Annotated in this window: 24 protein-coding genes; 13 read left to right on the top strand and 11 right to left on the bottom strand. The window is 69.2% G+C overall.

Annotation, left to right across the window (positions count from 1 at the left end; all coding sequences use genetic code 11):
* Positions 1-5 precede the first annotated feature (5 nt).
* Both ABZU72_RS26305 and ABZU72_RS26310 read right to left on the bottom strand, forming a co-directional pair.
* Positions 6-374, bottom strand: a complete 369-nt coding sequence (locus ABZU72_RS26305; protein WP_355021729.1) for an iron-sulfur cluster assembly protein — start codon at positions 372-374, stop codon at positions 6-8.
* A gap of 1 nt (position 375) precedes the next feature.
* Entirely contained in the window at positions 376-1419 is a 1044-nt protein-coding gene (locus ABZU72_RS26310) for an amidohydrolase family protein (protein ID WP_355021730.1), read from the bottom strand.
* Positions 1420-1572: 153 nt separating this feature from the next.
* Between ABZU72_RS26310 and ABZU72_RS26315 the strand changes: the two genes are divergently transcribed.
* The 3 genes from ABZU72_RS26315 to ABZU72_RS26325 all read left to right on the top strand — a co-directional run bounded on the left by ABZU72_RS26315 (position 1573) and on the right by ABZU72_RS26325 (position 6898).
* Entirely contained in the window at positions 1573-3045 is a 1473-nt protein-coding gene (locus tag ABZU72_RS26315; RefSeq protein WP_355021731.1) for a GAF domain-containing protein, read from the top strand.
* Positions 3046-3135: 90 nt separating this feature from the next.
* The gene (locus ABZU72_RS26320) at positions 3136-4743 is read left to right on the top strand and encodes a nitrate- and nitrite sensing domain-containing protein (RefSeq protein ID WP_355021732.1); all 1608 of its coding nucleotides are present in this window, start codon (positions 3136-3138) and stop codon (positions 4741-4743) included.
* Positions 4744-4825: 82 nt separating this feature from the next.
* Positions 4826-6898, top strand: a complete 2073-nt coding sequence (locus tag ABZU72_RS26325; protein ID WP_355021733.1) for a protein kinase — start codon at positions 4826-4828, stop codon at positions 6896-6898.
* Positions 6899-6912: 14 nt separating this feature from the next.
* On the opposite strand, the gene ABZU72_RS26330 is transcribed toward ABZU72_RS26325, so the two are convergent.
* Entirely contained in the window at positions 6913-7737 is an 825-nt protein-coding gene (locus tag ABZU72_RS26330; protein WP_355021734.1) for a metal-dependent hydrolase, read from the bottom strand.
* 186 nt (positions 7738-7923) lie between these two features.
* Between ABZU72_RS26330 and ABZU72_RS26335 the strand changes: the two genes are divergently transcribed.
* The 4 genes from ABZU72_RS26335 (at position 7924) to ABZU72_RS26350 (ending at position 10629) form a co-directional block, all read left to right on the top strand.
* Positions 7924-8226: a hypothetical protein gene (locus ABZU72_RS26335; protein ID WP_355021735.1), complete on the top strand. Its 303-nt coding sequence runs from the start codon at positions 7924-7926 to the stop codon at positions 8224-8226.
* 55 nt (positions 8227-8281) lie between these two features.
* On the top strand, positions 8282-8746 hold the full coding sequence (locus tag ABZU72_RS26340; protein WP_355021736.1) for a glutathione peroxidase: 465 nt from the start codon (positions 8282-8284) through the stop codon (positions 8744-8746).
* 119 nt (positions 8747-8865) lie between these two features.
* Positions 8866-9339, top strand: a complete 474-nt coding sequence (locus ABZU72_RS26345; RefSeq protein WP_355021737.1) for a MarR family transcriptional regulator — start codon at positions 8866-8868, stop codon at positions 9337-9339.
* A gap of 69 nt (positions 9340-9408) precedes the next feature.
* Positions 9409-10629 (top strand): MFS transporter, encoded by a 1221-nt coding sequence (locus ABZU72_RS26350; protein WP_355021738.1) that lies wholly within the window; start codon positions 9409-9411, stop codon positions 10627-10629.
* A 31-nt stretch (positions 10630-10660) separates the two neighbouring features.
* On the opposite strand, the gene ABZU72_RS26355 is transcribed toward ABZU72_RS26350, so the two are convergent.
* The 4 genes from ABZU72_RS26355 to ABZU72_RS26370 all read right to left on the bottom strand — a co-directional run bounded on the left by ABZU72_RS26355 (position 10661) and on the right by ABZU72_RS26370 (position 15307).
* Complete coding sequence (locus tag ABZU72_RS26355) at positions 10661-12496, bottom strand: CocE/NonD family hydrolase (protein ID WP_355021739.1); 1836 nt, start codon at positions 12494-12496, stop codon at positions 10661-10663.
* Between the two features lie 92 nt (positions 12497-12588).
* On the bottom strand, positions 12589-13239 hold the full coding sequence (locus tag ABZU72_RS26360) for a CoA transferase subunit B (protein ID WP_355021740.1): 651 nt from the start codon (positions 13237-13239) through the stop codon (positions 12589-12591).
* 3 nt (positions 13240-13242) lie between these two features.
* Positions 13243-14031, bottom strand: coding sequence for a CoA transferase subunit A (locus ABZU72_RS26365; protein ID WP_160025462.1), 789 nt, complete (start codon positions 14029-14031; stop codon positions 13243-13245).
* A 49-nt stretch (positions 14032-14080) separates the two neighbouring features.
* Complete coding sequence (locus ABZU72_RS26370) at positions 14081-15307, bottom strand: acetyl-CoA C-acetyltransferase (RefSeq protein WP_355021741.1); 1227 nt, start codon at positions 15305-15307, stop codon at positions 14081-14083.
* 186 nt (positions 15308-15493) lie between these two features.
* On the opposite strand from ABZU72_RS26370, the gene ABZU72_RS26375 reads away from it, so the two are divergent.
* From ABZU72_RS26375 to ABZU72_RS26390, 4 genes are read left to right on the top strand one after another with little or no spacing between them, the layout of a single operon-like run.
* The gene (locus ABZU72_RS26375; RefSeq protein WP_355021760.1) at positions 15494-16186 is read left to right on the top strand and encodes an energy-coupling factor ABC transporter permease; all 693 of its coding nucleotides are present in this window, start codon (positions 15494-15496) and stop codon (positions 16184-16186) included.
* Positions 16183-16515: a PDGLE domain-containing protein gene (locus ABZU72_RS26380; RefSeq protein ID WP_355021742.1), complete on the top strand. Its 333-nt coding sequence runs from the start codon at positions 16183-16185 to the stop codon at positions 16513-16515. The genes ABZU72_RS26375 and ABZU72_RS26380 overlap by 4 nt, the downstream gene beginning before the upstream one ends.
* Positions 16516-16519: 4 nt before the next feature.
* Positions 16520-17152: a cobalt ECF transporter T component CbiQ gene (cbiQ, locus tag ABZU72_RS26385; protein WP_355021743.1), complete on the top strand. Its 633-nt coding sequence runs from the start codon at positions 16520-16522 to the stop codon at positions 17150-17152.
* Positions 17149-17901, top strand: a complete 753-nt coding sequence (locus ABZU72_RS26390) for an ABC transporter ATP-binding protein (RefSeq protein WP_355021744.1) — start codon at positions 17149-17151, stop codon at positions 17899-17901. Before cbiQ ends, ABZU72_RS26390 begins: the two co-directional genes overlap by 4 nt.
* On the opposite strand, the gene ABZU72_RS26395 is transcribed toward ABZU72_RS26390, so the two are convergent.
* The 3 genes from ABZU72_RS26395 to ABZU72_RS26405 are packed head-to-tail and all read right to left on the bottom strand — an operon-like array spanning position 17898 to position 21259.
* Positions 17898-18320 (bottom strand): DUF3054 domain-containing protein, encoded by a 423-nt coding sequence (locus tag ABZU72_RS26395; protein ID WP_355021745.1) that lies wholly within the window; start codon positions 18318-18320, stop codon positions 17898-17900. The genes ABZU72_RS26390 and ABZU72_RS26395 overlap by 4 nt on opposite strands.
* Positions 18321-18356: 36 nt before the next feature.
* Positions 18357-19487 carry an amidohydrolase family protein gene (locus tag ABZU72_RS26400; protein ID WP_355021746.1) on the bottom strand — a complete coding sequence of 377 codons (1131 nt, stop codon included), beginning with the start codon at positions 19485-19487 and terminating at the stop codon, positions 18357-18359.
* Positions 19478-21259 (bottom strand): phospholipid carrier-dependent glycosyltransferase, encoded by a 1782-nt coding sequence (locus ABZU72_RS26405; protein WP_355021747.1) that lies wholly within the window; start codon positions 21257-21259, stop codon positions 19478-19480. Before ABZU72_RS26405 ends, ABZU72_RS26400 begins: the two co-directional genes overlap by 10 nt.
* Positions 21260-21292: 33 nt before the next feature.
* On the opposite strand from ABZU72_RS26405, the gene rsmI reads away from it, so the two are divergent.
* On the top strand, positions 21293-22141 hold the full coding sequence (gene rsmI / locus ABZU72_RS26410) for a 16S rRNA (cytidine(1402)-2'-O)-methyltransferase (RefSeq protein ID WP_355021748.1): 849 nt from the start codon (positions 21293-21295) through the stop codon (positions 22139-22141).
* A 12-nt stretch (positions 22142-22153) separates the two neighbouring features.
* Entirely contained in the window at positions 22154-22975 is an 822-nt protein-coding gene (locus tag ABZU72_RS26415; RefSeq protein WP_355021749.1) for a TatD family hydrolase, read from the top strand.
* A gap of 68 nt (positions 22976-23043) precedes the next feature.
* Here the strand turns inward: ABZU72_RS26415 and ABZU72_RS26420 are convergent, their stop codons facing one another.
* Positions 23044-25374, bottom strand: coding sequence for an immune inhibitor A domain-containing protein (locus ABZU72_RS26420; RefSeq protein ID WP_355021750.1), 2331 nt, complete (start codon positions 25372-25374; stop codon positions 23044-23046).
* Between the last annotated feature and the right edge of the window lie 421 nt (positions 25375-25795).

Raw genomic sequence — 25795 nt, forward strand, 5'->3', positions numbered from 1 at the left:
CAGCGTCACCGGCACGGAGAACGTGACCGTCCAAGCCTGGAATCACACCAGCAATAGTTGGCAGAACCTGGGCTCGACCTCGGCGATCGAATGTCGAGCTCGACGACCACCTGGTCGGTCCACGGCAACGCGGTCAGCGCGTCCTTGGCGTCGCTCGCCATCAGGTAGGCGAAGTTCGGCGAGCAGAACGACGTCGGCAGCCGCAGGTGGACCTCGACGCTGACCGTCTCGCCGTCCGGCGCGGTCGGGGAGACGGTCAGCGACCGGACGAAGCCGAGGTCGGTGATGGGCTCGTCGAGCTCGGGGTCGACGACGGCGTGGAGCGCGGCGTACGCCTCCGCGGCGCGGGTGCTCTCCTGGGTCAGCAGCGACATGTCACACCGCCGCGAGGTCGGCCCGCTCGGGCTCACGGGGACCTGTCGCGGTCTCGTCCGCCTCGGGCAGCCGCAGCTCGGCGGGCACCTCGATGTCGTACATCTTCGCGGCGTTGAGGCCCAGGATCTTCTTCTTCTGTTCGACCGTGAGCGGGGCGTACTCGGTCATGTCCTCCGGGATCTGGAAGTCGACGAACCGCTCGATCAGCCACTTCGGCGTCCAGATCGCGTAGTCGGAGGAGAACTGGATCCGGTCCTCGCCGATCCAGTAGACGAGCTCGCCGAGGATCTGCGCGAAGTAGCGCGGCCGGGTGTGGATGAACGGCATCGCGACCGCCAGCCCGCCGTGCACGTTGGGCTCCTGGGTGGCGATCCAGCAGAAGTCCTCCAGCCGTGGCAGGCCGACGTGCTCGACGATGAAGTTGAGGTCGGTGAAGTCGCTGGCGACGTGGTCGATGTCGGCGACGTCGAACGCGTCGCGGTCCAGCGGCCGGATCGTCGGGCCCTTGTGGATGTGGATGTTGGTGATCCCGAGCTCGCGGCAGGCCTCGAAGTAGCGGTACGCCCACGGGTCGGTCAGCTTCCAGCCGCGCGACTCCCCGTGCCACTCGGCGGTGTAGAGCTTCACGCCTTTGAGCCCGAACCGCTCGGCGTCGGCGTGGAGCTGTTCGAGCCCGGCCTCGCCGTTGCGTGGGTCGAAGTGGTGGTTGTACGTCAGCTTGTCGGGGTGCTTCGCGGCCAGCCGTGAGGCCTCCTCGGTCTGCCCGAATCCGTTCGTGTAGAACTCGCCCAGGTGGGCCGGCTGGAAGATCGCGTGGTCGACGTAGCCGACCTCGAACAGGTCGTGCATCAGCCGCTCGCCGCCCTGGTAGAGGTAGTCCTCGTAGGACCAGTGCTCCGACTCGGGGGAGAGGTTGCGGTGGTAGTCGTAGAAGCAGTCGATGAACTGCTTGCCGTGGATGTTGCGCTGGTTCTCCGGACGGGCGTCCCAGAGCGCGACGTGGGCGTCGACGATGAAGTACGACTCGTTGTTCTTGGTGTACATCGGTTCCTCCGATCTGTGGCTTTCGTCACAGGACGCTAGGGCGGCTGCGACGCGCAGATCAGGGGTGCGGCGTCTCAATGTGAGACCTCGACCGTCTCAATCTGAGACGCTGCCCGGCTGTCTCCGTCGGCCCGCGGATGTAACGTCGATCACATGACAGGGCGTCATCCGATCGCGCAGCGCACCGCGGCCGTCGACGCGTCGGCACTGGCGCCACGCGTACGCGCCTCCTGGCAGCGCAGCCAGGAGTACGGGGTCTCCGTCGAGGAGGTCGACCCGGTCTTCTCCGGCGCCTACGACCAGGAGTCGCTCTTCTTCCAGTGCGGCCAGGAGGTGCTCGACGACCTCCACCGGACGCTCGTCGGCGAGCCGGTCAGCCTGATGCTCACCGACCCCGTCGGCCTGGTGCTCAACCGGCTCAGCGGCGACCAGCAGCTGCTCCGGGACCTCGACGCCGTCCACCTGGCGCCGGGGTTCAGCTACGCCGAGCGCGCGGCGGGCACCAACGGGCTCGGGCTCGCGCTGGCCGACCGGACGCCGACGGTGGTCCGGGCCGAGGAGCACTACTCGCTCTCGCTGTGCAGCTACACCTGTGCCGCCGCGCCGGTGATCGACCCGATCAGCGGACGCCTGGAAGGCAGCGTCAACCTGACCACCTGGTCGGAGTCGTCCCACGATCTGCTGCTCGCCCTGGCGCAGTCGGCGGCCAGCAACACCGCGTCGCTCATGCTCGCCCGCGCCCACGGCCGGTTCCCGCGACCGGCTCCTCGCGGCGAGGTCTTCCGGGTCGAGGCGCCCCGGCTGGAGCCGGGCGCCGGCAGCCTCCGCGACCTCTCCTCCGCGTGGTGCGAGGCGCTGGGGAGCGTCCGCGACGCGCTCCGGGTCGGCCGGCGGGTCGCCGTGGTGGGGGAGCCGGGGGCGGGGCGTACGACCCTTGTCGCCCAGGCGTTCCGCGACCTGAGGCCCCGCGACCGGATCCTGGCGGCCTCCGCCCCGGAGCCGGCCGACGCCGAGGCCTGGCTGTCGCTGTGGACGCCGGAGCTCGCCAAGCAGGACACCGCGGTGGTCGTACGCGACGTGAACACGCTCCCCGCCTGGGTGGCCGAGCGGCTGCACGCCCTCCTCGTCGAGGCGGCGCCCGGGGCGGTCGCAGGGGTGCCGTTCGCGATGACCGCCGAGACCTTCGACGGCATTCCGGCGGCCCTGGCCGATCTCGTCGACACCGTGGTCGAGGTGCCGCCGCTGCGGGAGCGGCCCGAGGACGTACTTCCGCTGGCGCATCAGGTCGGGCTGCGGGTGCGAGGCCGGGAGATCGCGCTGACCTCGGCTGCGGAGCGGGCGCTGCACGACCACGGCTGGCCGGGCAACGTCGCCGAGCTCGTCCATGTCGTCCAGCGGGCCGTGAGCGCCGGTGACCTGATCGACCTGCGTCACCTTCCCGCCGACGTACTCTCCGACACCAGGCGGCCGTTGTCGCGCATCGATGCCTTCGAACGGGGCGAGATCGTCCGCGTCCTGACCCGTCCGGGGATCACCATGCAGGAAGCGGCCGCGGAGCTCGGGATGTCGCGCGCCACTGTCTACCGGAAGGTGCAGCAGTACGGGATCAGGCTTCGGCCGAGCTAGTCCGCGGGGGAGTCGAACTCTTGGCCAAGTCCAGGAAAACTCTCGGCTGAGGCCGGGGCGTCAGGGGTGCTCACCAGGGACCATGGACCCATGCGTATCCGTCCCCCACGCGCCGGTCGCCAGCATTTGAACCATCTGACCGGACAGGGCGGACCCGCTCTGAGCGGCCAGAATCTCGCCGGCCGGCTTGTCCAGCAGCACCCGTTCACCCCTGATGAGGCCTCGAGCATCGTCGCGCAGGTCGCGCGGCTCCTCGCCTCGGGCCACGCTGCCGGGCAGGTGCACGGAGACATCAGACCGGCCACCATCGGGTACGCCCCCGACGGCCGGATCGCACTGCTCGGTGCGCCTGCGCCCCGCGGCGGGGAGGGCCTGCCGTACATGTCCCCCGAGCAGATCGACCGCCAGCGCATCGGCCCGGCGAGCGACATCTACTCCCTCGGCGCGGTGTTCTTCGAGCTGCTCGCCGGCCGCCCGCCGTATGCCGGGCTCGAGCCCGAGCGGGTCGGCACGCTGGTGACCGTGCCCGGCCACTTCGATGGCATCACGACCGCCATGCTCGACCCGGACCCTGCCAGGCGTCCCCGAGCCGACGAGGTGGCGACGGTGCTCGAGAGCGGCGTCGCTCCGCCGCCGAAGCGGATCGTACGTCCGCCCGACATCAGGGGCCCGCGGCTCTCGCCCACGCTGCTGGGTGTGCTGATGGTCCTGGTCCTGCCGGGGTTGGTCCTGGGTGGTTGGGGCACGCTCCGGGCCGGCGACACGATGTCGAGCGTCGGCAGCGCCGCGCCGCTGGCCAACATCTTGCCGACCAGCTTCCAGCTCGCCTTCGACCTCTCGATCGAGCGCGACGCGCTCCGGACCGATGCGGCGCTGACCGAGGACTTCCTCCAGATCACCGACCGGTCCATCGAGGCCTGGACCGCGGAGGTCGAGAAGCTGGACACGGCCGGCGATCCTGGTCTGCGGCGGCGTACGGAGAGGTCCGCGGCCGCCCTCGAGCGGCTCTCGGACATCCGCGCGGCTGCCCGGGCGGGGAACAGGGCCGGCAAGCTGGCGGCCGTCGAGCTGTACACGAACGCGGTCAACGGGCTCTTCGACCTTGCCGCCGAGCTGCCCTCGTTCCGGGATGACGAGCTGGCGAAACAGGCCCGGAACCTGGAGCTGATCGGGTCCGTCTCGGAGGTGCTCGGATTCGAGCGGAGGATCATGGCGAACGCCTTGCGGAACGAGCGGATCAGTGCCCAGGGCATCGCCGACCTCAGCGCGGCCCAGGACTCCTGGGCGACCCACTCGGAGTCGATCTACACTCGCGCCGATGCCGCGACGCGGCAGCGGCTCGACAGGATCTCGGGCCGGTCGTTCGAGTTCGGGTCCTACGCGGTCTCCTCCCAGCGTGCCGTCATCCGGGTGCTCAACGCTCGTGACGTCGAGGACGTCGTCAGACAGCTGGAGGACAGCGCCGACGGCAGGTCCGTGGAACAGCTCTGGCTGGCCGATGCCGCCAGCTACGTCCAGGACCTCAAGGAGGTGGTCGTCGACGCCGCCAGCCGGCTCGCCGACGACATCGAGCGCGAGCACAGGGACGCCCAGAACCAGACGATCGCCTGGGGAGTCTTCACCGGCATCGTGCTGGCGGTGCTGGCCGGGCTCGGGGTCGCGCTGCTCCGCGCGCGAGGGCGATCAGTTGATGCGTAAACCGGCGACAATAGCAAAGATCGGCGGATTTCATCGGTGCGTACACGAGACGCACGGGGTGTGAGTCCGACAACATATGCGCATGCGAACGCGCCCCCCGATCGCAGGCCGGTACCGCCTGCACCGACTGCTTGGCCGCGGCGGGATGGGCGAGGTCTGGCAGGCGGCCGACATCAGGCTCGAACGCTGGGTCGCGGTGAAGGTCGTGGAGACCTCTGCCGACCCGAAGGTGACCGAGCGCTTCCGGCGTGAGGCGCTCTCCACGACGGCGGCCAGTCACCCCGGCACGGTGCAGGTGCACGACGTCGGGGTCGAGCAGACCGAGTACGGCAGCATCGTCTACCTCGTCATGGAGCTGCTTCCCGGCCCGACGCTGGCCGACCGCCTGGAGAAGCAGGGACGGTTCACCGTCGAGGAGGCGAGCGAGGCGATGGTCCAGGTCGCGCGTACGCTCACCGCGGTCCACTCCTCCGGGATCATCCATCGCGACATCAAGCCGTCCAACCTCGTCTACGACGGCGACGGCCGGATCCGGGTTCTCGACTTCGGCATCGCTCAGCTGGCAAGCCACCAGGCCGAGCGGCTCACCTCGACCCGCCATGTGATGGGGAGCCTGCCCTACATCTCGCCCGAGCAGGCCGCCGACAACGTGGTCGGCCCGCCGAGCGACATCTACGCGCTCGGCTGCGTGTACTTCGAGCTGCTCACCGGACGCGCCCCGTACGCCGGCTCCGAGCCGGTCTCGATGATCTACCAGCACGTGACCGCCCCCGTCCCGCACGTCAACGACGTGGTCACCGTGCCGTCCCATGTCGACGAGTTCGTGGCGTCGATGATGGACAAGGACCCCTCCCGTCGACCCACCGCGGGCGAGGTCGTCGCCTTCGCGCGCCGGCCCGAGGTCGTGCCCCCGGTTCCGGCCGGCAGCCGCGAGCTGCCCGCCGGGCTCAAGCCCCTGGCGCTCTCATCGTCATCGTCCACGTCCTCGGCCGCCTCGGTCTCCTCGGTTTCCTCGGCCGCCTCGGTCTCGTCGGTGACGGCGGTCGCCGGCGTGATCGAGTCGGCGCAGCGTACGCCTCGGTCTCATGCCGCCCCGAAGCCGAGGTTCCTCCGCACCCGGGTGCTCGGCGTGCTGCTGGTCCCGGTGCTGATCGCCCTGGTGCTCGGCGGGCTGACCTTCGCCGATGCGCTCGACGAGCGCGCCGTCTCCAGTCGCGCGGTGATGATCGCCGGAGCGCTCCCGGAGAGCTACGAGCTCGGGATGGACCTCATCTTCGAGCGGGACGCGCTCGGCTCCGACCAGGTCCCGGACGCGGTCCGGCAGGCCTATCGCCAGGTGACCGACGACTCGATCGAGGCGTGGCACGACGACATCACCAAGGTCGACCTCGCCGACACCCCGAGCCTGCGGGAGCGCGTCGAGCGCACCTACACGGTCCTCAAGAGCATCGACGCCTACCGCACCGACCTCGAGGAAGGCGACAAGGCGAGCACGGAGGCGGCGGTCGCTGCCTACACCGACACCGCCTACGAGCTGCTCGACTTCGCGACCGAGATGCCCAACATCCGCAACGAGAACATCTACAAGCAGGTCACCAACCTCAAGTACGTCAGGTCGGCGTCCGAGTCGCTGGGGATCGAGCGCACGGTGATGGTGCCCGCGCTCATGACCGGGAAGATCGACGAGGAGTCGATGGAGGCGATGAGCGAGGCGCGTACGTCCTGGCAGCTCACCTCGCGCTCGTTCTACGGCGACGCCCCGAAGGCCACCCAGAAGGCGCTGGACAAGATCTCGGACGGCACCTTCGCCGACGGATCCCGGGGCCTGGTGTCGCAGAACGCGGTCGTCCAGGTCATCAACGACGGCTCTCTCGCGGGCGCGGTCCGGGACCTGGAGTCCCACGCTCCGGGGCGGCCGGCCGCGCAGGTCTGGTCCGAGGACATGACCCGCTTCATCCAGCTCCTCAAGGACACCATCGTGTCGATGACGCTGATCGTCTCCGACGATGTCGGCGAGGAGCACCGCGGCATCCAGACGAAGGTCGTCCTGAGCGGGGTGCTCGCCGTCGCCGCGCTCCTCGCCGCGATCGCGCTGCTGGCCGGGATGTACCTCGTCCGCCCGCTCCGCGGACGCAGGCGGTCCGTCGAGAGCTGAGCGGCGAGACGTCGTCAGACGAGGGTGCTGAGGCTCGAGACCAGGGCTTCCCAGCGGCTGTCGACGTCGAAGCCCATCTGGCTCAGCAGCGCCCAGCCGAAGCCGACGACGGCGTAGAGGCTGATCGGGGTCATCACGACCCACTCCCGGATGGAGCCGGCGTCGCCGAGGATCGGCAGGGCGAAGTGGCCGCCCCGGGTCCACATGTTGTCGAACGGCAGCCACTTGTTGCGTCGGACCCACCTCGGCGGTTTCGGCGCGATCGGCCAGAACAGCGGGATTCCCATGGTGGTCACGAAGTCGCCGAGCAGGTGCACGACGCAGCCGAGGGCAACGGAGAAGGGCATCCACCACCACTCCTCGGGGGCGAAGATGGCGATCACCGCCGCCAGGGCCACCGCCGGGATCCATGGCCAGTGGACGCCCTTACGGGTGAGCTTCAGTGCGTCCATGGCGAAGGCGACCAGAAGGACGCACATGATGCCCGGGCCGATCAGGACGCTGCCGAAGCGTTCGGTCTCGAGCGAGAGCTTCCCCGCGCCCCAGGCGAGGGCGGTGAAGGCGAGTACGCCAAGGATCGAGTGGGTTCCGTTGCGGTGGCCGCCGGAGATCTGTCCGACGATCTTGGTCAAGCCTTCGGAGACCGGTGGCAGCGAGTGGGCGATCGTGCCGTTGTGGTGGTCCGCGTCCGGAAGCAGCGCGGCGCCGGCGCACACCAGGGTGCCGGTCATCACGCCTATGTCCGAGACGCCGGGATACCACCCGAACGCGATCGGTGCCGACGATGTCACTGCGATCCACGCGGCAGCCCCAGAGGCCGCGTGATGCCCGCCCATCATGTGAAGTTGTGTCCCTCTCCAGTGTTCCCCCGCTGAATGACCGCGGACGAACGTACCGGTCCTCGGGCCGCTTCGCGTGCGTCGGGGTGGTGTGTCTGGTGACGAGATTCGAATCACTGTTCGAGGGCTGATCCGAGGCTTGAAAGGGGTGCGGTCGGGGCGGCAACCTGAATAGGATGCCCGGTCATGACGACTCCCGGCACCCACGGCAGTGCCCGCCGTGCGCCGTGGACGTTCGAGACCAGTCGGTGCGCCGCGACGGTGACCCCTGAGGCGATCGAGTTCCGGTTCATGGTCACCGCGCCCGACGGCTCGCTCAGCGAGATGCTCCTCTCGGTCGGCCGGCACGACATGCCGACGCTGCTCGAGGAGATCGCCTTCGAGATGCCGGAGGCGCTGGAATGGATGTCTGCCGCGATCATGACGGTCGCGCGTGACCGGCGCCTGGCCGAGGAGGCCTCGTCGGTTCCGCATCAGCGCGGGGCATAACCTCGGGCCGAGCAAGGTTGTCCCCCTGCACCGCAACTCGATCGAGGAGAGACCTGTGACCACCACGTACGACTTCGAAGTGACGGCCGCTGATGGCGGCACCGTCTCGCTCAGCGACTACAAGGGCAAGCTGCTGCTGATCGTCAACGTAGCCAGCAAGTGCGGTCTGACGCCGCAGTACGAGGGCCTCGAGGCGCTCTATCGCGCCACCAGCGACTCCGGCGTCGAGGTCATCGGGTTCCCGTGCAACCAATTCATGGGTCAGGAGCCCGGCACCGACGACGAGATCCAGGAGTTCTGCAAGACGACCTACGACGTGACGTTTCCGGTCCTCTCCAAGGTCGATGTCAACGGGGAGAACTCTGCTCCGCTCTACGAGTTCCTGCGTGCCGAGGCGCCGGGCGACATCCAGTGGAACTTCACCAAGTTCCTCATCGGTCGCGAGGGCGAGGTCGTCAAGCGCTACGAGCCGCAGGTGACGCCCGAGGAGATCCAGGCGGACCTCGCGCAGTATCTCTGAATCTCTGAGGCGATGCCGGACGGCGCTCGATCCCGATGACCGCGGGGTCGGGCGCCGTTTGGATTAGATAGTTGGGCAGAAGATAGTTCGGTATCGGATGGTTCGTTAAGATCTAGTTCATGACCGGACCGCGTATTGACCTGCTGTTCCTGCTCAACCAGTCCGCGCACGCCTTCGCGGCCCAGGTCGGCGAGGCGCTGGCCGACCTGGAGCTCTCGGTGCGGGAGTACTGCGTGCTGATGAAGGCCGCCGAGGGGGAGTACACCCAGAACGCCGTGGCTGAGATGGCGATGCTGGACAAGACCACGATGGTCACCACCCTCGACAACCTCGAGCGCCGCGGCTTGGCCGAGCGACGGGTCTCGACCACCGACCGCCGTGCCCGCATCGTCGCGCTCACGCCGGCCGGCATGAAGGCGCTCGAGGAGGCCTCGAAGGCCTACAACGCGACCGTCGCCAAGGCGCTCGAGGGGCTGGCGCCGAGTGAGGGCGAGGCGTTCATCGAGGCGCTGCAGCACCTCGTCGAGGGGCCGTGGGCGACGCCGTCGCACACGATGACGCTGCGGCGTCGCGCGCCTGCCTCGTCCCGCTAGGGATGGGTTCACAACTGAATATCCCGAAATAGATTGTTTCATAACAAACAATCTTCTATGGTCGTATCTATGACGACCAAGACAGTCGCGCTCGCGACCCTCGCAGCCACTCAGCTGATGGTGATCCTCGACGGCACGGTCGTGACCGTCGCCCTTCCCGCAATCCGCGACGACCTAGGCTTCGGCGACGCCTCGCTGTCCTGGGTCGTCAACGGCTTCCTGCTCGCCTTCGCGCTCGTCCTGCTCCCGGCGGGCCGGGCCGGTGACGCGTTCGGCACCCGCCCGGTCTTCCTCGCCGGGCTGAGCATCTTCACCCTTGCCTCGGCATGGTGCGGCATCGCCTGGGACCCGATCTCCCTGGTCCTCGCGCGATTCGTCCAAGGCCTCGGCGGCGGCATCGCCTCGGCCGTGGTGCTCGGCATGATCGCCGGCCTCTACGCCGAGCCCCGCGAGCGCCTCCGCGCCTTCGCGGTGCTCGCCTTCGTCGGCTCGATCGGTGCGTCGGTGGGGACGGTCCTGGGTGGCGTACTCACCGACGTCGCCTCCTGGCGCTGGGCCTTCCTGATCAACGTGCCGTTCGGGATCATCGCCCTGATCGTCGCGCTCCGCGCGGTGGAGGGTACGCCGCCGACCGGCGCCAAGGGCGGCCTGCTCCCGCGCGGCCTGTTCGCCCAGCGCAGGTTCACGCTCGCGAACCTGATCCTGCTGACCCTGACCTTCGGCGGCTTCACGTTCCAGTTCGTCACGACGCTCTACCTGCAGGACGTCCTCGGCTTCGGAGCACTCTCGACCGGCCTGGCGTTCCTTCCGGTCACCGTGGTGATCGCCATCGCCACTCTCGGCTTCAGCGCCACGCTCGCCGAACGGTTCGGGTCCGAGCGCGTCCTACTCGTCGGTGTGCTCGCCTTCGTCGCCGGCATGGTCTACCTGGTCCGCATCCCCGAAGCCGGAGGCTTCCCCCTCGACGTTCTCCCCGGAGCGGTCGTGATGGCCCTCGGCTTCGGCCTCGCGATGCCGCAGGTGACCGCGTTGGCGATGGGCGCGCTGGCACCGGAGCACGCCGGGATCGGCTCCGGTCTGACCACGACCACCCAGCAGCTCGGCGGGTTCCTCGGCACCCTGATCGCGGCCGGCCTGGTCACGACCGTCGGCTACGGCGCCGCCTACGCCTCGGCCGCGATCGCGTTGGCCACTGGAGCCGCGGTCGCGGCGTACCTGCTCGTGGACGCGGCACGCGCCCGGGACCCGAGGGTCTCCGAGCGCGTGCCGGACGAAGCCGCCAGATTCTGACGTCTCGACGTCAGAATCTGACCCCTCGGCGCTACCTCCGGACCGGGAGGACCAGCGTCGAGGGGTTCGTCTTCGTGTGGTGGACGGTCACGACGCCGGCGATGCCGCGGACCAGCTGCTTCACGTTGGGCAGCAGGTGGGGGACGTCGTAGGAGTGGACGGTGACCCGGAGGCGGTGCCCCTTCTCGATCACCGCGCCGGTCGGGAAGACCTCGACGGGCACGCGGTAGACCTGACCAGGCCTGACCGGCTGTTCGGCCTCACGGGTGAAGGGATGCCAGGGCTGGACGACCTGACCGTTCAGCGTCCGCGACTTCGACGCCGTGACGGCACGGTGACGCATGGTCTGCCAGCCGCCGGTGATGCGGTCGACGGACCCGTCGGGCGCGACGTCCTCGACCGAGACCGAGATCAGGCCGTCGGTGCCGGTCGTGGAGACGGACAGGTCGGCGTTGAGCGGGCCGGAGAAGGCCAGGTCCGACGTCGCCGGCGCGGTCTCGTAGGAGACCCCGAGCGCGTCGTTGATCCGGTTGTCGGTCTCGCAGCCGGGGATCGCGAGGGCGCCGGCGGTCCACTGCGCGGTGCTGCGCGAGCACAGTCCCTGCACCGGCAGCGGCACGATGGTGTCGCCGCCGACGGGCTTCAGGGCTGACCCGAGGGCGTACGTCTTGGCCCTGACCTCCGAACCGAGCCATGACTGCATCGTGCGCCACTTCCCGGAGCCGATCTCGTGGTAGGTCACCGGCGCGACGTCACGGTCGAGGGTGGTGTCGGGCAGTCCCTTGAGGTGCGTGTCGAACCACCGCAGTGCCATCTCGGCCATGCTGTTGATCCCGCTGCCCTCCAGTCCGGCGCCCGTGGCGGCCTCGGCGTGCGTCCACGGTCCGACGAGCAGCTTGGTGTCCACGCCGTTCTTCTGCATCCGGTCGAAGAGCATGGGCGTGCCGCGCTGGAAGATGTCGTACTGCCCGGCCGTCACGAATGTCGGTACGTCGATCTCGTCGACCACGCTCAACGGGGACCGCTTCCGATAGAACGGGCCGTCGTAGCCGGCGTCGCTGCCCAGCGCCGCGCTGACGAGCATCGGCACCTGGAACCCGAGCGCACCGCTGACGTGCTGCAGCAGGGTGGTCAAGGTGGCGTCGGGACGGGCCTGGTTGACGGCCGGCGGCACCAGCCCGGCGCCCGTGACCAGCCCGAACCACAGCGGGATGAACCCGGCGTCGATCTGGCCGCCGGAGGCGACCACGTCACGGTAGACGTCGCCGGCCGGCACGATCGGGAACATCGCCTTCAGCCCGCGCGGGTGCTGAGCGGCGGTGAAGAACTGGTTGATCCCCATGTAGGACGGGCCCCACAGGCCGAGCTCGCCGTTGCTCCACGGGCGCTTCTTCGAGGTCGCCCAGTTGGCGACCTCGAGGCCGTCCTTCTGCTCGCGGTCGCCGAACGCTTCCCACTGGCCCGCGGAGGAGCCGGTGCCGCGTACGTCGGTCTGGACGAAGACGTAGCCCCGCTGCACGAAGTAGTCCCCGCCGCTCCCGCCGGAGACGTTCTTGTTGTAGGGGTTCTGGGTCAGGATCACCGGGAACCGGCCCGGCGCCGCGGTCCCGTCCGCCTTCGCGGGACGGTGGACGTCGGCGCGCAGCACCACCCCGTCGGACATCGTCAGCTGGATGTCCTTCTCGACCACCACGCCGTACGTCGCCGGGCGAGGCTTCCACGCCCCGGCCCGCGCCTGGGGCGCCTGCGCCGCGGCGGTTCCGACAGAAGCCGTCGCAGGGGCGGCGGTCGCGGAGTGCGCCGGTGGCAGGAAGGTCGCGACCAGAGCCAGGAACGATACGAGGAATGCCAGTCTGCCGAGTTTCACGACTCACTCCAGGGGTGTGTTGGATGTCACACCTCGAACGACGGAGTGCAAACGCGAGTTACGTAACCGGTTCCGGGTTTTGAATAGTGAGACTAAGCAGTCACGGCGACGGTCTTGTCGACGACCGGCGCGCCCGTGGCCGCCACGACCTCGTCGTACGTCACCCCGGGAGCGAGCTCGACGAGCTCGAACGACGAACCGTCGACGTCAAGAACACCCAGGTCCGTGATGACCCGCTTCACGATCCCGCGACCGGTCAGCGGCAGGTCGCAGGCCGCCAGCAGCTTGGGGGCGCCCTTCTTGGTGACGTGCTCCATCAGCACGATCACCCGCCCGGCGCCGGAGACGAGGTCCATCGCGCCGCCCATGCCCTTGACCATCTGGCCGGGCACCATCCAGTTGGCGATGTCGCCGTTGGTCGAGACCTGCATCGCGCCCAGGACGGCGACGTCGATGTGGCCGCCGCGGATCATCGCGAACGAGGTCGCGGAGTCGAAGTAGGAGGCCCCCGCGAGCACGGTCACGGTCTGCTTGCCGGCGTTGATCAGGTCGGGGTCGACCTCGTCCTCATACGGGAACGGGCCGACGCCGAGGATGCCGTTCTCGGCGTGCAGCACGACCGTCGAGGTCTCCGGGATGTAGTCGGGGATCAGCGTCGGCAGGCCGATCCCGAGGTTGACGTAGTCGCCGTCCTGCAGCTCCTGCGCGGCGCGCGCCGCCATCTGGTTGCGGTCCCAAGCCATGACTCAGGCCTCCTGGTTCGTGGTCGGGCGCTCGCCGCGCGTCGTACGCTTCTCGATGTCCTTGCGCGCTGCCTGCTCGGGCGTCAGCGCGACGATCCGCTTCACGAAGATCCCCGGAAGGTGGACGTCGGCCGGGGCGATCTCACCGACCTCGACGACCTCCTCGGCCTCGACGACGGTCACTCGGCCGGCCATCGCGGCAGGCACGTTGAAGTTGCGCGTGGAGGCGTTGAACTGGGCGTTGCCGGCCCGGTCGACGCGAGTCGCGCGGACCAGCGCGAAGTCGGTGATGATGCCCTCCTCGAGCACCATCTGCTTGCCGTGGAACTCACGGACCTCCTTCGGCTCGGAGGCCTCGGCGATCGTTCCGTCGGGGTTGTAGCGGTAGGGCAGGCCGCCGTCGGAGACCATCGTGCCGACGCCGGTCGGCGTGTAGAAGGCGCCGATCCCGCTGCCGCCCGCGCGCATCCGCTCCGCGAGCGTGCCCTGCGGGGTGAGCTCGAGCGTGATCTCGCCGGCCAGGTACTGCCGCCCGAACTCCTTGTTCTCGCCGATGTAGCTCGCGATCACCCGGGAGATGCGGTGGTCGTCGAGCAGCAGCCCGAGCCCGGCGCCGTCGACGCCGCAGTTGTTGGAGACGACCATCAGGTCGTCCGCACCCTGCTCGCGCAGCGCCTCGATCAGGAACCACGGGATTCCCACCAGCCCGAAGCCGCCGACGGCGAGGCTGGCCCCGCTGTGAATGTCGGCAACCGCCTCCGCGGCCGACCCGACCACCTTGTCCAGACCCATGTCTTCTCTGCTCTCTCGAAGGAAATTCGTACGTCCGCTTGGTGCCGGTTCAGCGAACCGACTCGAAGACCGCCGCGAGCCCCTGGCCGCCACCGATGCACATCGTCTCCAGGACGTACCGGGCCTCGCGCCGCTGCGCCTCCCGGGCGGCGGTGGCGAGGATGCGGGCGCCGGTGGCACCGATCGGGTGGCCGAGCGAGATGCCCGAGCCGTTGGGGTTGAGCCGCTCGTCGGTGGCGTCGATCTTCCACTCGCGCAGGACGGCGAGGACCTGGGCCGCGAAGGCCTCGTTGAGCTCGATCAGGTCGATCTCGTCGAGGGTGAGCCCGGCCCGGGACAGCGCCGCCTTGCTGGAGAGGACGGGCCCGATGCCCATCCGCTCGGGCTCGCAGCCGGTGACGGCCCACGACTTGAGCGCCAGCAGCGGAGTCAGGCCGCGCTTCTCGGCCTCGGCGCGCGTGGTCACGACGCACATCGCGGCGCCGTCGTTCTGGCCGGACGCGTTGCCGGCGGTGACGGTCGACTCCTCGTCGACCTTCAGCCGGATCGGGCGGAGCGAGGCGAGCTTCTCCAGGGAGATGTCGGCACGCGGGTGCTCGTCGCGGTCGACGACGACATCGGGCTTGCGGCGGCCGCCGGGGACGGTCACCGGGACCAGCTCGTCGGCGAACTTGCCGGCCTCGTGGGCGGCGATGGCACGCTGGTTGGAGCGCAGCGCGAACTCGTCCTGCTCCTCGCGCCCGATGCCGTACTCGCGACGCAGGTTCTCGGCGGTCTCGATCATGCCGCCGGGGATCGGGTGGTCCTTGCCGCCCGCGGTCTCGCGAGCCCGGTCGAGGCGGTCGAGCAGCTCGATGCCGCCCTGCTTCACCCCGCCGCGCAGCCCGAGCGCGTAGTGCTCGACGTTGGACATCGACTCCGCACCCCCGGCCACGACGAGGTTCGCGGCGCCGGTGGCGACCGAGCCCGCGGCGTACAGGATCGCCTGAAGGCCCGAACCGCAGCGACGGTCGATCTGGAGGCCGGGGACGCCGTTGCCGAGCCCGGCATCGAGGGCCGCGATGCGCCCGATCGCAGGGTTCTCACCGCTCGCGTAGCCGTTGCCGAGGATGACGTCGTCGACGTCGCCCTCCTGGAGGCCGGTGCGCTCGACCAGCTCGCGCAGGACCGTCGTGGCGAGGTCGGTCGCGGTCAGCGGCGCCAGGGCGCCGAGGAACCGGCCGACCGGGGTGCGGAGGGGCTCACAGATGACGATGTCGTTGGCGGAGCTGCTCATGCCACCGACGGTACGCGCGCAGTCATGACTTGAGAAGTATTCATTTGGCGTCGATTGACACCTCTGAAGTCTTTATCACCCGTCTGGCCGGACAGTGCGCGGGCGAGGCTATTGCGATAAGTTCGCGTTAGCAGTTCTCTCTCGGGCGACACGTCGACCGACCCCCACGCAGATCAAGAGGTGACCATGCACGTCCCCGACGGCTTCCTCGACGCTCCGACGTCGATCGCCACCGGTGCAGTCGCTGTCGTCGCGGTAGGCGTCGCGCTGCGCGGCGCACGCCGCGAGCTCGACGACAAGACCGCCCCGCTGGCCGGCCTCGTGGCCGCGTTCGTCTTCGCGACCCAGATGCTCAACTTTCCGGTAGGGGCGGGCACGAGCGGTCACCTGATGGGCGGCGCGCTGGCGGCGGTGCTGGTGGGGCCGTGGACCGGGGTGCTGTGCGTCTCGGTCGTGCTGATCGTGCAGTCCCTGCTCTTCGCCGACGGTGGCATCACCGCGCTCGGCACCAACATCCTCCTCATGGCCGTCACCACCGTGCTCGTCGGCTGGTTCGTGAGCCGGGTGCTGATCAAGGTGCTGCCGAAGCGGGTCGGCCTGGTCGCCCCGGCGGCGGCGATCGGCGCCTTCCTCTCCGTCCCCGCTGCGGCGGCCGTCTTCACCGCGCTCTACGCGGTCGGCGGCACCGCCGACATCTCGCTGACCACGCTGGCCACCGCGATGCTCGGCTGGCACACGGTGATCGGCCTGGGCGAGGGCGCGATCACGTTCCTCGCGGTCGGCGCGATCCTGTCCGTACGCCCCGACCTCGTCTACGCCGCGCGCGGCGTGATCTCCGAGCGCGACCTGGTGATCAAGCCCAAGGAGTCGGTCGCATGAGCGCCGCCGAGAAGAAGCGCGTGCCGTTCAGATGGGTCGCCGTCGGCATCGCCGTCGTCGCGCTGCTCCTGGCCGGGGTGGTCTCCTACTACGCCTCCGCCAACCCCGACGGCCTCGAGTACGTCGCCGGCAAGACCGGCTTCCTCGACAGCGCCTCCGAGCACGGGGCGGCCGACGGCCCGCTGGCCGACTACGGCACCAAGGGCGTCGACAACGAGCGGCTCTCCGGTGGACTCGCCGGCGTGATCGGCACCGTGGTGGTGCTCGTCCTCGCCGGCGGCCTCGCCCTGGTCGTACGCCGCCGTTCCCCCAAGTCCGACGAGGCCTGAGCCGGTGCCCGCCCATCTGAAGGTGCTCGCCCTGGTCGGCTTCATGCTCGTGGTGGTGGCGACGCCGCGGGAGTGGTTCGCCGCGTACGCCTTCTTCCTCGCGGTCCTGGTGACGGTCGGCGCGGTGGCGCGGGTGCGCCCTGGGTGGGTGCTGAAGCGGATGGTGGTGGAGACGCCGTTCGTGGTCTTCGCGGTGCTGATGCCGTTCATCGCCCACGGGCCGCGGATCGACGTGCTCGGGCTCAGCCTCAGCGAGTCGGGTCTGCTCTCGGCGTGGGGACTGCTCGTCAAGGGCACGCTGGGCGTGATCGCCGGGCTGCTGCTGGCCGCGACCACGACGCCCCAGGAGCTGGTCCACGGCCTGGAGCGGCTGCGGCTGCCTCAGCAGCTGGTGCAGATCATGGCGTTCATGGTGCGCTACCTCGAGGTGGTGACCGACGAGATGCGCCGGATGGCGGTCGCGCGCGCCTCACGAGGCTTCGAGGCCCGCAACCCGCTCCACTGGCCGGTGCTGGCCCGCTCGGTCGGCGCGCTGTTCATCCGCTCCTTCGAGCGCGGCGAGCGGGTGCACCTGGCTATGGTCTCGCGCGGCTACACAGGGAGAATGCCGACCATGGACAGGGTGGGGCGACGATGAGTACGCCGGTTCTTGATGTGCACAGCCTCGCCTTCGCCTACCCCGACGGCCATCAGGCGCTCTTCGGTGTCGACCTGCACGTCCACCGCGGTGAGCGGGTCGCGCTGCTGGGTCCCAACGGGGCCGGCAAGACGACGCTGGTCCTGCACCTCAACGGCATCCACCTCGCCGGAGCCGGCTCCGTCGCGGTGAGCGGACTCCCCGTGACCAAGGCCAACATCAAGGAGATCCGCCGCCGCGTCGGCATCGTCTTCCAGGACCCCGACGACCAGCTCTTCATGGGCACCGTCCGCGAGGACGTCGCCTTCGGCCCCGCCAACCTCGGCCTGCGCGGCGAGGCCCTGGACGCGAAGGTGACCGAGGCGCTCGCGAAGGTCGGCATGGAGGAGTACGCCGACCGGCCCCCGCACCACCTCTCCTTCGGCCAGCGCCGCCGGGTCGCGGTGGCCACCGTGCTGGCGATGGACCCCGAGATCCTGGTCCTGGACGAGCCCTCCTCGAACCTCGACCCGGCCTCCCGCCGCGAGCTCGCCGACATCCTCCGCGACCTCGACGTCACCGTCCTGATGGTCACCCACGACCTCCCGTACGCCCTCGAGCTCTGCGAGCGCTCGATCATCCTCGACGGGGGCATCGTCGCCGCCGAGGGCCGCACCGTCGACGTACTCTCCAACGCCGACCTGATGCGAGCCCACCGCCTCGAGCTCCCCTTCGGCTTCGACCCGGTCGCGGCAGCCGCCACCCTCTAGCCGACTCGGCGGGAGCGGTAGTGGAGCTTGGCGCTGACGTAGCCGCGCCAGCCGACCAGGGTGAGGCCGAGGAAGAGGAGCGAGACGACCAGGAAGGCCGGCGCCAAGCCCTCGCCGGAGAGGCCGCGAAGCACCATCCCGATGACGTACGTCCCGAGCCAGACGACCACGCCCGCAGGCCAGGCGCGAGCGGCCGGCCAGCGGCGCCAGATCAGGACGGCCCAGGTCACGACGAGCCCGATCAGGAAGGGCCAGGCGATGCGGAGCACGACGAGCGCCGGGCCGGAGTCGTGCGACTGGCGCCCGGCGAAGGCGAAGAGGAGCACGAAGAAGACGTCGACGGCGAAGGCCGCGACCGCCCACTTGGGCACGAGCCCGGCGATGAGTGGGGAGGAGTCGTCGGGCTTCGTGGAGGACATGGTGCCCAGAATACGAGCCCGGCCGGCGATTCAGGTCTACGGGATCAGCCAGGCTCCGCCGCGCATGACGCGGGTCGGCTGCAGCGACTCGTCGGTGAGCACGAGGTCGGCGCGAGCGCCGGGCTCGAGGCGGCCAGCGTCGAGGCCCACCACCGATGCCGGCCGCAGGCTCGCGGCCTTCATCAGCATGGCCAGGTCGATCCCGGCGGCCGCATGGCGGCGTACCTGGTCCATGAGTCGGGACGTGCCGCCGGCGATCGACCCGTTGCCGGTCCCGTCGGCCACTCGGGCGACCCCGGAGCGTACCTCCACGGACAGCGGTCCGAGCTGGTAGTCGCCGTCGGCCATCCCGGCCGCGGCCATCGCGTCGGTGACCAGTACGACCGAGCCCGGCACCATCGACATCACGGCCCGGACCGTCTCGTCGTCGAGGTGTACGCCGTCAGCGATCAGCTCCACACAGGCATCGCCCACACCGGCGGCGCCCAGGGATCCGAGCACGGGGCCGGGGTCGCGATGGTGCGCGGGTGGCATCCCGTTGAAGAGATGGGTGACCAGGCTCCCCGGTCCGGAAAGGAAAGCCCGAGCCTGCGAAGCCGACGCCGCGGTGTGCCCCAGCGCCACCACGACCCCGGCCTCGGTGAGCACCGAGGCGACCTCGTCGGCCCCGGGGAGCTCCGCGGCCAGGGTCATCACCCGCAGGTGGCCACGGGCAGCGGCGACGAACTCACGCGCGAGCCCGGCGTCGGGCGTGAGCAGCAGCGCCGGATCGTGCGCCCCGCGGCAGGAGTGTTCCAGGAACGGCCCCTCCATGTGGATGCCGGCGATCAGCCCGGCTTCGGCAGCCGTGGCCAGCGCCGCGACGACCGACAGCAACCGGGAAGGCGAGTCGGTCACGGTCGAGGCCAGCAGCGTGGTCGTGCCGGCAGCATGATGAACGCCGGCCGCGGTGGCGATCTCGTCCGGCGACGTGGTGTGGAACGAGGCACCGCCACCGCCGTGGTTGTGGATGTCCACCAGCCCCGGGAGCAGGATCCCTGAAGACGACGGGTCGCCGGGGACGGCAGCCCGCACCTCGGAGACGAGCCCCGCGGACACGGTCACGACGACGTCGTCGAAGCCGCCCGGCCGCGGCACTCGGCCGCGTACCACATGTTCTAGATCCATCGCTTGAACCAGATCCTTGTCAGCCATTCTTGCCGGGTGAGCAGCTCATCGGTGTAGATCGGCCAGAACCAGGCGAAGTTGCAGATCACCAGCACGACGAAGATGCCACCGGCGACGGCACCCCCGACGCGACGCCGGGTGGCCGGCGTTCCACCGGCCAGCGGCGGTGGCCGGTCGAGAAGCTTGCCCAGACACAGGCACAGGCCGAGCACCAGGAACGGCAGCGCAATGATCATGTAGAAGGAGAAGATCGGCCGCCCGGCGTACTGCAGCCACGGCAGCCACGTCGACAGCACCCCGACCACGGCGACCCCGAACCTCCAGTCCCGCGCGGCGACCCACATGAACGCCGAGACGATCAGCGCCACGAACGCTCCCCACCACAGCACCGGGGTGCCCAGGAGCAGCACCTGCCGCAGGCACGTCCCCGCCTCGGCGGGACCGTCACCGTCGGGATCGGTCGAGGGGGAGGCGTCGCACATCTCGCCGCGCGACTTCGCGCCGGACAGGATCCCGGTGTCGGCGGCGACCCCGACCGGCCGGTTCAGGACGAGCCAGCCGATCGGATGGGACCCGTAGGTGTGCTCGGCACACTCCAGGAAGTGGGTGTGGAAGGTGAAGACGTCTCGGTGGTAGTACCACAGCGACCGCAGCGACTGACTGACCTCTCCGAGGCCGGACGCATCCGGCTCGGTGGCGGTCGGCCAGCGCTTGTCGTTGAGGTTCTCGGGGACGTACGACTTGTTCTCGCAGTGGCCCTCGCCGGTGTAGCGCGTGTACTGCGTCGCCGAGAGCGACTCCTCGTAGACGTCCGCGTGGGTCATCCACGGGATCCACGTCATCACGTAGACCGCGAGCGCGACGCCCACCAGGTGCGCGAAGGCCGTCGGCCCGTCGGCCACACAGGCACGAAGCCAGGACAGACGTACGCCGAAGGAGCGCCGCATCCCCGCGGACCAGGCCACATAGAGGAGACCGAAGGCGGCCAGCGGGTAGAGCGCCTCCCACTTGGAGCCGATCGCCAGACCCCACGCGACGCCCGAGCACAGCAGCCACGGACGGAACAGCATCTGCCGGACGGGTCCCCACGCGCCGGGCGCGGCGAGCTGGGTGGGCGCGAGCGCGGAGAACCGCCGCCGGCACCAGTCGCGGTCCATCACCATCAGGTGCACCGCGAGCAGCAGGAAGAAGGCGACGAAGAGGTCGAGCAGGGCCAGGCGCGAGAGCACGAACGCGAGCCCGTCGAAGGTGATCAGGATGCCGCCGACGAGACCGAGCATCATGGAGCCGGAGACGCGGCGTACGAACCGGATCGTCAGCAGCACCAGCAGCGACCCGACCACGACCGAGGCGATCCGCCAGCCGAACGGGTCCATCCCGAAGAGCTTGATGCCGATCGCGATGAGCCACTTGCCGACGTCGGGATGGACGATCATCGACGGCCCGTCGGCGAACTGCCCCTCGAGCTGCCCGGCCAGGATGTTCTCGTCGGCGCCCTCGATGAAGTTGCGCGCGTAGCCGAACTCGAGCAGCGCCCAGGCGTCCTTGGCGTAGTAGGTCTCGTCGAAGGCGAAGACCTTCGGGGTGCCCAGGTGCCACAGCCGCAGCAGGAATGCGAGCGCGGTGATCCCGATCGTCGCCGCCCAGCCGGCCCGCGGCGAGCCGTTGATGCGGCGCCGGGCGCGTTCCCAGGCGGTCGGAAGGAAGTGACCAGAGGGGGTGCTGGCCAGGCCCTCCATGGGCTCCGGCTCCTCGGTCACCGTCGTCGTCACGAGGGAACCTTATAAGCCTGCGACAATATCGGTGTGGTAGATCCAAACGATGGCGTGCTCGTACTAGCGGCAACCCCGATCGGGCGCATCGAGGATGCCCCACCCCGTTTGGCTTCCGAGCTCGCCACCGCCGATGTCATCGCCGCCGAAGACACCCGCCGGCTGCGTCGGCTGACGACGGATCTCGGCGTCGAGATCAAGGGCCGCATCGTCTCCTACTTCGAGGGCAACGAGACTGCGCGTACGCCGACGCTGCTCGCCGATCTCCTCGACGGAAACCGCGTCCTGCTGGTCACCGACGCCGGCATGCCCTCGGTCTCCGACCCCGGCTATCGCCTGGTCGCCGCCGCGGTCGAGAAGGACGTACGCGTCACCGCGGTGCCCGGCCCCTCGGCCGTCCTGACGGCCCTGGCCGTCAGCGGCCTCCCTGTCGACCGGTTCTGCTTCGAGGGCTTCCTGCCCCGCAAGGCCGGTGAGCGCTCGCGCCGCCTCGCCTCGCTGGCCAAGGAGGAGCGCACCATGGTCTTCTTCGAAGCCCCCCACCGCACCCAGGCCGCCTTGGAAGCCATGCGCGACGCCTTTGGCGACGCCCGCGCCGCCGCCGTCTGCCGCGAGCTGACCAAGACCCACGAAGAAGTACGCCGCGGGGGACTGGCCGAGCTCGTCGACTGGGCCGCCGAGGGAGCGCGCGGCGAGGTCACCATCGTCGTCACCGGTGCCGACCCGTCCGCCGAGATCGGCAGCGATCCCGACAGCCTCCGCGCCGCTGTAGCCGACCTGGAAGGTGAGGGTCACACGAAGAAGGAAGCCATCGCCGAGGTGGCCAGGCTCGCCGGTGTACCGAAACGCGAGGTCTACGACCTCGTCCACAAGAGCGTGTAGAAGACTGGGAGCATGAGCTTCGCCCCGGCACCCGAGCCACTGCCCGCACCGGTCGTCGACAACCACACCCACCTCGACATCGTCCGAGGCGACGAGAGTCTGCCGGTCGAGGAGGCGCTCGCGCAGGCGGCGGCGGTCGGTGTGACCAGGGTGGTCCAGATCGGCTGCGACCTGCCCGGCGCGCGCTGGGCGGTCGAGGCGGCCCAGACGTACGACAACATGGTCGCCGGTGTGGCGCTCCACCCGAACGACGCTCCTCGCCAGCCCGATCTCGAGGCCGCGCTGGACGAGATCGAGAAGCTCGCCGGGGCGCACGACAAGGTGCGCGTGGTGGGGGAGACCGGGATGGACTTCTTCCGCACCGACGAGGAGGGTCGCGAGACCCAGGCGTACTCGTTCCGGCGCCACATCGACATCGCCAAGCGGCTCGACAAGACCCTGATGATCCACGACCGCGACGCCCACGCGGCGGTGCTCGAGGTGATCGACAGCGTCGGACCGCCCGAGCGCTGGGTGATGCACTGCTTCTCCGGTGATCCCGAGTTCGCCCGCCAGTGCCTCGACCGGGGCGCGTACCTCTCCTTCGCCGGCACGGTGACGTTCAAGAACGCGCAGTACCTCCGCGACGCCCTCGCGATCACTCCCCAGGACCGCATCCTGGTCGAGACCGACGCCCCGTTCCTGACGCCCCACCCACACCGTGGCGCGATCAACTCCAGCTACATGATCCCGGCCACGATGCGGGTGATGGCCGACGTACGCGGCGACGACCTCGAGGCGCTGTGCAACGCCGTCAACACCAACACCGAGACGGCCTTCGGCGGCACCTGGTGACCCACCGGCACTGACATGAGAATGGCCCGAGGCGATCGCCTCGGGCCATTCTCATTGCTGTGATCAGGTCAGGAGACGCTGATCTTCATCGTGCCCCTGCGCTCGTCCGAGTAGAGCACCTTGATCTTGACGCCGCTGCCGGCGGTCTTGGTGGAGTGCGCCGGGTTGGACGCGTCCCAGTAGGCCGTCTCAGAGCTGTCGTAGAAGGTCGGCACGCTCTTGCGCCGCGGCACGTCGAGGACGTTGCTCGGAGCACCGGCGACCTCGTTCTCGAGGTGGAGCCGGTCGGTGCGGTCGACATCGAACGTCGAGTCGTAACCCTGCATCCGGTTGCGCGACAGGGTGCCGTCCGACCACTTCTGGACACCCACGGTGGAGTCGACGACCAGCGCCTGGCCGCCGCCGGGGTGCTCCGAGGTGTTGTTGTCGCCGTAGGCGCCGTTCTGGTACCAGACCAGCAGTCCGTCCTGGTAGGCGTAGTGGTCGACCTTGTCAGGCGCGGTGACCCCGTAGCCGAAGTTGTACGGACCCTCGGCCAGCGTCTTGTCGTAGCCCTTGTACTGCCGGTTCTCGGCGATGTAGAAGCGCGGGTACGTCGACGTGTAGGTCCCGTCGGTGATGCCCATGTACTCCTTGTTGGTCCAGCCGTCGAAGGACGAGAAGTCCGTCGTGTAGGCCGAGCCGACCGAGAGGTCGTCGATGGCGAAGCCGTAGTAGGCGACGCCGCCGTCGTTCGCGGTGCGGAAGCGGAGCTTCACGTTCTGACCCGCGTACGCCGCCAGGTCAGCGGTCAGGTCCACGTACTCCTGCGGGTCGTGGTCGGCGCAGTTGCCGTCACAGGTGCTGTCGGAGGTGCCGTGGATGCCGTTGTTGTACTCGGCCGAGGACAGGTTCGTCGCCAGCGGCGTCGACCAGGTGGTGCCGCCGTCGGTGGAGGCCTCCAGGAAGGTGAAGTCGTACTCCGCCTCGAGGTCGTACTTCACCTTGGCCGAGAGCGTGCCGCCCGCGGGGACCGCGATCTCCGGGCTGACCGCGGTGGCGGTGCGGTCGTCGCCCTTGCCGGAGTAGAGGAACGTCTTGCCGGAGGTGCCGGAGCCGACGTCGTGGGTCGTCTGCCCGTCGGGCAGGTTGACCACGAGTGCCTGCGGGGTCTTCGCCCCGGTGTCGTGGAAGCTCGGCCCCAGGGTCAGCTTCTTGGACGTACCGGCCTCGACCGTGTCGTAGTTGAGCCAGCCGAGGAAGAGCTTCTCCGGGGCGCCCATGTGGTTGGGGGTGGTGCCGATGGTGCCGTCACCGTGACCGAGCCAGGAACCCGAGCTCATCAGGGTCCAGAAGCCGGTGCCGTTCTCGCCGCCCGCGGTGTCGTAGAAGTCCGGCAGACCGAGGTCGTGGCCGAACTCGTGCGCGAAGACGCCCAGGCCACCGTTCTCGGGCTCGGTGGTGTAGTCGCGGATCCAGATGTCGGTGTTGCCGATCTTGACGCCGCCGGCCTTCGGGAAGTCGGCCGGGCCGTCGGAGCCGGACGCGTTCGCGGCCCAGCGGTGCGACCAGATGCTCCACGGGTCGGCGCCGGCCTCCTCGCCCGCACCGGAGTGGATCGCCTGGAAGTGGTCGATGTAGCCGTCGGCCTCGTTGAAGTTGCCGTCGCCATCGAGGTCGTAGCGGTCCCAGATGTCGTAGTCCTGGAGGTACGCAGTGATCTCGGCGTCGGTCTTGCCGGCCGCCTTCTGCGCGTCGTACCAGGCGTTGGCGCTGTCCTGGACGTAGTTCTTCATCGCGGCGGCGGTCTCGTCGCCCTTGTCGTTCTGGTAGTAGGACTCCGCGTGCGGAAGCGTCACCCAGTCGCTGACGTCACCCTGGAGGTCGAAGCGGCCGCTCGACATCTCCTTGTAGACGTTGTGGAACGACTCCTTGCCCTTCTTCTGGTTGAAGAACATGTCCATGTAGTGCTCGCGGGAGAAGTCCTCCTCCCAGTAGGTGGAGTTGTCGTTCTCGGCGGGCGGCGCGATCTCGTTGTGGAGCGGGCCCGAGGTGTTGTCGGGGAAGGCCGGGTTGCCGCCTTCGCCGAACTCGACCAGGAAGCTCAGCAGCTGGGACTTCTCGGTGGGCTCGTGCTCCACCCAGCGGGTGTTCTTGCCCGAGCCCATCTTGACGACTTCGCTGCCGTGCTTGGTGACCGTCTGCTTCTCGCCCGTGGCGACGGCGGTGGCGGCGTTGGTCTTGAGCTCGCGGCGCTTGGTGTTGAGCGCGTCGGGCTTGTCATCGACCTTCTGCTTCACCGCGGCGGCGGCGGGGGTCCCCGAGTCCTCGACGGCGCTAGCCGACGAGTGGGTCAGGGCCACCGGCGTCACGCCGGCGACCGCAACCGCGGCGAGAACGCTGGTAAGGCGTCTGTTCATCGTTCCTCCGGAGTCTGGTGACATCGCGCACATCTGCCTTCCCCGAGAACTGACCGGCACGACGGGCCATCACGACAGAGATGGCTTCGGAGTACAACACCAAGCAATGGAGTTACCTGTAAAGGATTTGTCGCCTATTGGCCAGAGGGAACGAAATTTCGTGGCGGGATTACGACATGCGCTCTGATCGACCCGCTTGACCAGCGATTTCGACGTGTTGAATCGCACACCTGTCATTCGTTACGACAGGTATTGACAGCACTCCCTGGCCCTCATTTGATGCCGAGATTGCATGCTTGTAATTGCCTGCAGATCGGGCGGGGGACTTGCATTTAACCGACCGTATTTGTTCCGCTGTCCGGCGAGATAGCCGGGATCGGGACAGATCCGGACGGTGTTGGGGGTGGGCCTCAGCGCGTAG

Source organism: Nocardioides sp. NPDC004968 (genome assembly GCF_040608935.1).
Lineage (GTDB): Bacteria > Actinomycetota > Actinomycetes > Propionibacteriales > Nocardioidaceae > Nocardioides.

Coding starts and splice junctions, on each gene's coding strand:
- ABZU72_RS26305 (WP_355021729.1), bottom strand. CDS start 374: ATGTCGCTGCTGACCCAGGAGAGCACCCGCGCCGCGGAGGCGTACGCC.
- ABZU72_RS26310 (WP_355021730.1), bottom strand. CDS start 1,419: ATGTACACCAAGAACAACGAGTCGTACTTCATCGTCGACGCCCACGTC.
- ABZU72_RS26315 (WP_355021731.1), top strand. CDS start 1,573: ATGACAGGGCGTCATCCGATCGCGCAGCGCACCGCGGCCGTCGACGCG.
- ABZU72_RS26320 (WP_355021732.1), top strand. CDS start 3,136: ATGCGTATCCGTCCCCCACGCGCCGGTCGCCAGCATTTGAACCATCTG.
- ABZU72_RS26325 (WP_355021733.1), top strand. CDS start 4,826: ATGCGAACGCGCCCCCCGATCGCAGGCCGGTACCGCCTGCACCGACTG.
- ABZU72_RS26330 (WP_355021734.1), bottom strand. CDS start 7,737: ATGATGGGCGGGCATCACGCGGCCTCTGGGGCTGCCGCGTGGATCGCA.
- ABZU72_RS26335 (WP_355021735.1), top strand. CDS start 7,924: ATGACGACTCCCGGCACCCACGGCAGTGCCCGCCGTGCGCCGTGGACG.
- ABZU72_RS26345 (WP_355021737.1), top strand. CDS start 8,866: ATGACCGGACCGCGTATTGACCTGCTGTTCCTGCTCAACCAGTCCGCG.
- ABZU72_RS26350 (WP_355021738.1), top strand. CDS start 9,409: ATGACGACCAAGACAGTCGCGCTCGCGACCCTCGCAGCCACTCAGCTG.
- ABZU72_RS26360 (WP_355021740.1), bottom strand. CDS start 13,239: ATGGCTTGGGACCGCAACCAGATGGCGGCGCGCGCCGCGCAGGAGCTG.
- ABZU72_RS26365 (WP_160025462.1), bottom strand. CDS start 14,031: ATGGGTCTGGACAAGGTGGTCGGGTCGGCCGCGGAGGCGGTTGCCGAC.
- ABZU72_RS26370 (WP_355021741.1), bottom strand. CDS start 15,307: ATGAGCAGCTCCGCCAACGACATCGTCATCTGTGAGCCCCTCCGCACC.
- ABZU72_RS26375 (WP_355021760.1), top strand. CDS start 15,494: ATGCACGTCCCCGACGGCTTCCTCGACGCTCCGACGTCGATCGCCACC.
- ABZU72_RS26380 (WP_355021742.1), top strand. CDS start 16,183: ATGAGCGCCGCCGAGAAGAAGCGCGTGCCGTTCAGATGGGTCGCCGTC.
- ABZU72_RS26390 (WP_355021744.1), top strand. CDS start 17,149: ATGAGTACGCCGGTTCTTGATGTGCACAGCCTCGCCTTCGCCTACCCC.
- ABZU72_RS26395 (WP_355021745.1), bottom strand. CDS start 18,320: ATGTCCTCCACGAAGCCCGACGACTCCTCCCCACTCATCGCCGGGCTC.
- ABZU72_RS26400 (WP_355021746.1), bottom strand. CDS start 19,487: ATGGATCTAGAACATGTGGTACGCGGCCGAGTGCCGCGGCCGGGCGGC.
- ABZU72_RS26415 (WP_355021749.1), top strand. CDS start 22,154: ATGAGCTTCGCCCCGGCACCCGAGCCACTGCCCGCACCGGTCGTCGAC.
- ABZU72_RS26420 (WP_355021750.1), bottom strand. CDS start 25,374: ATGAACAGACGCCTTACCAGCGTTCTCGCCGCGGTTGCGGTCGCCGGC.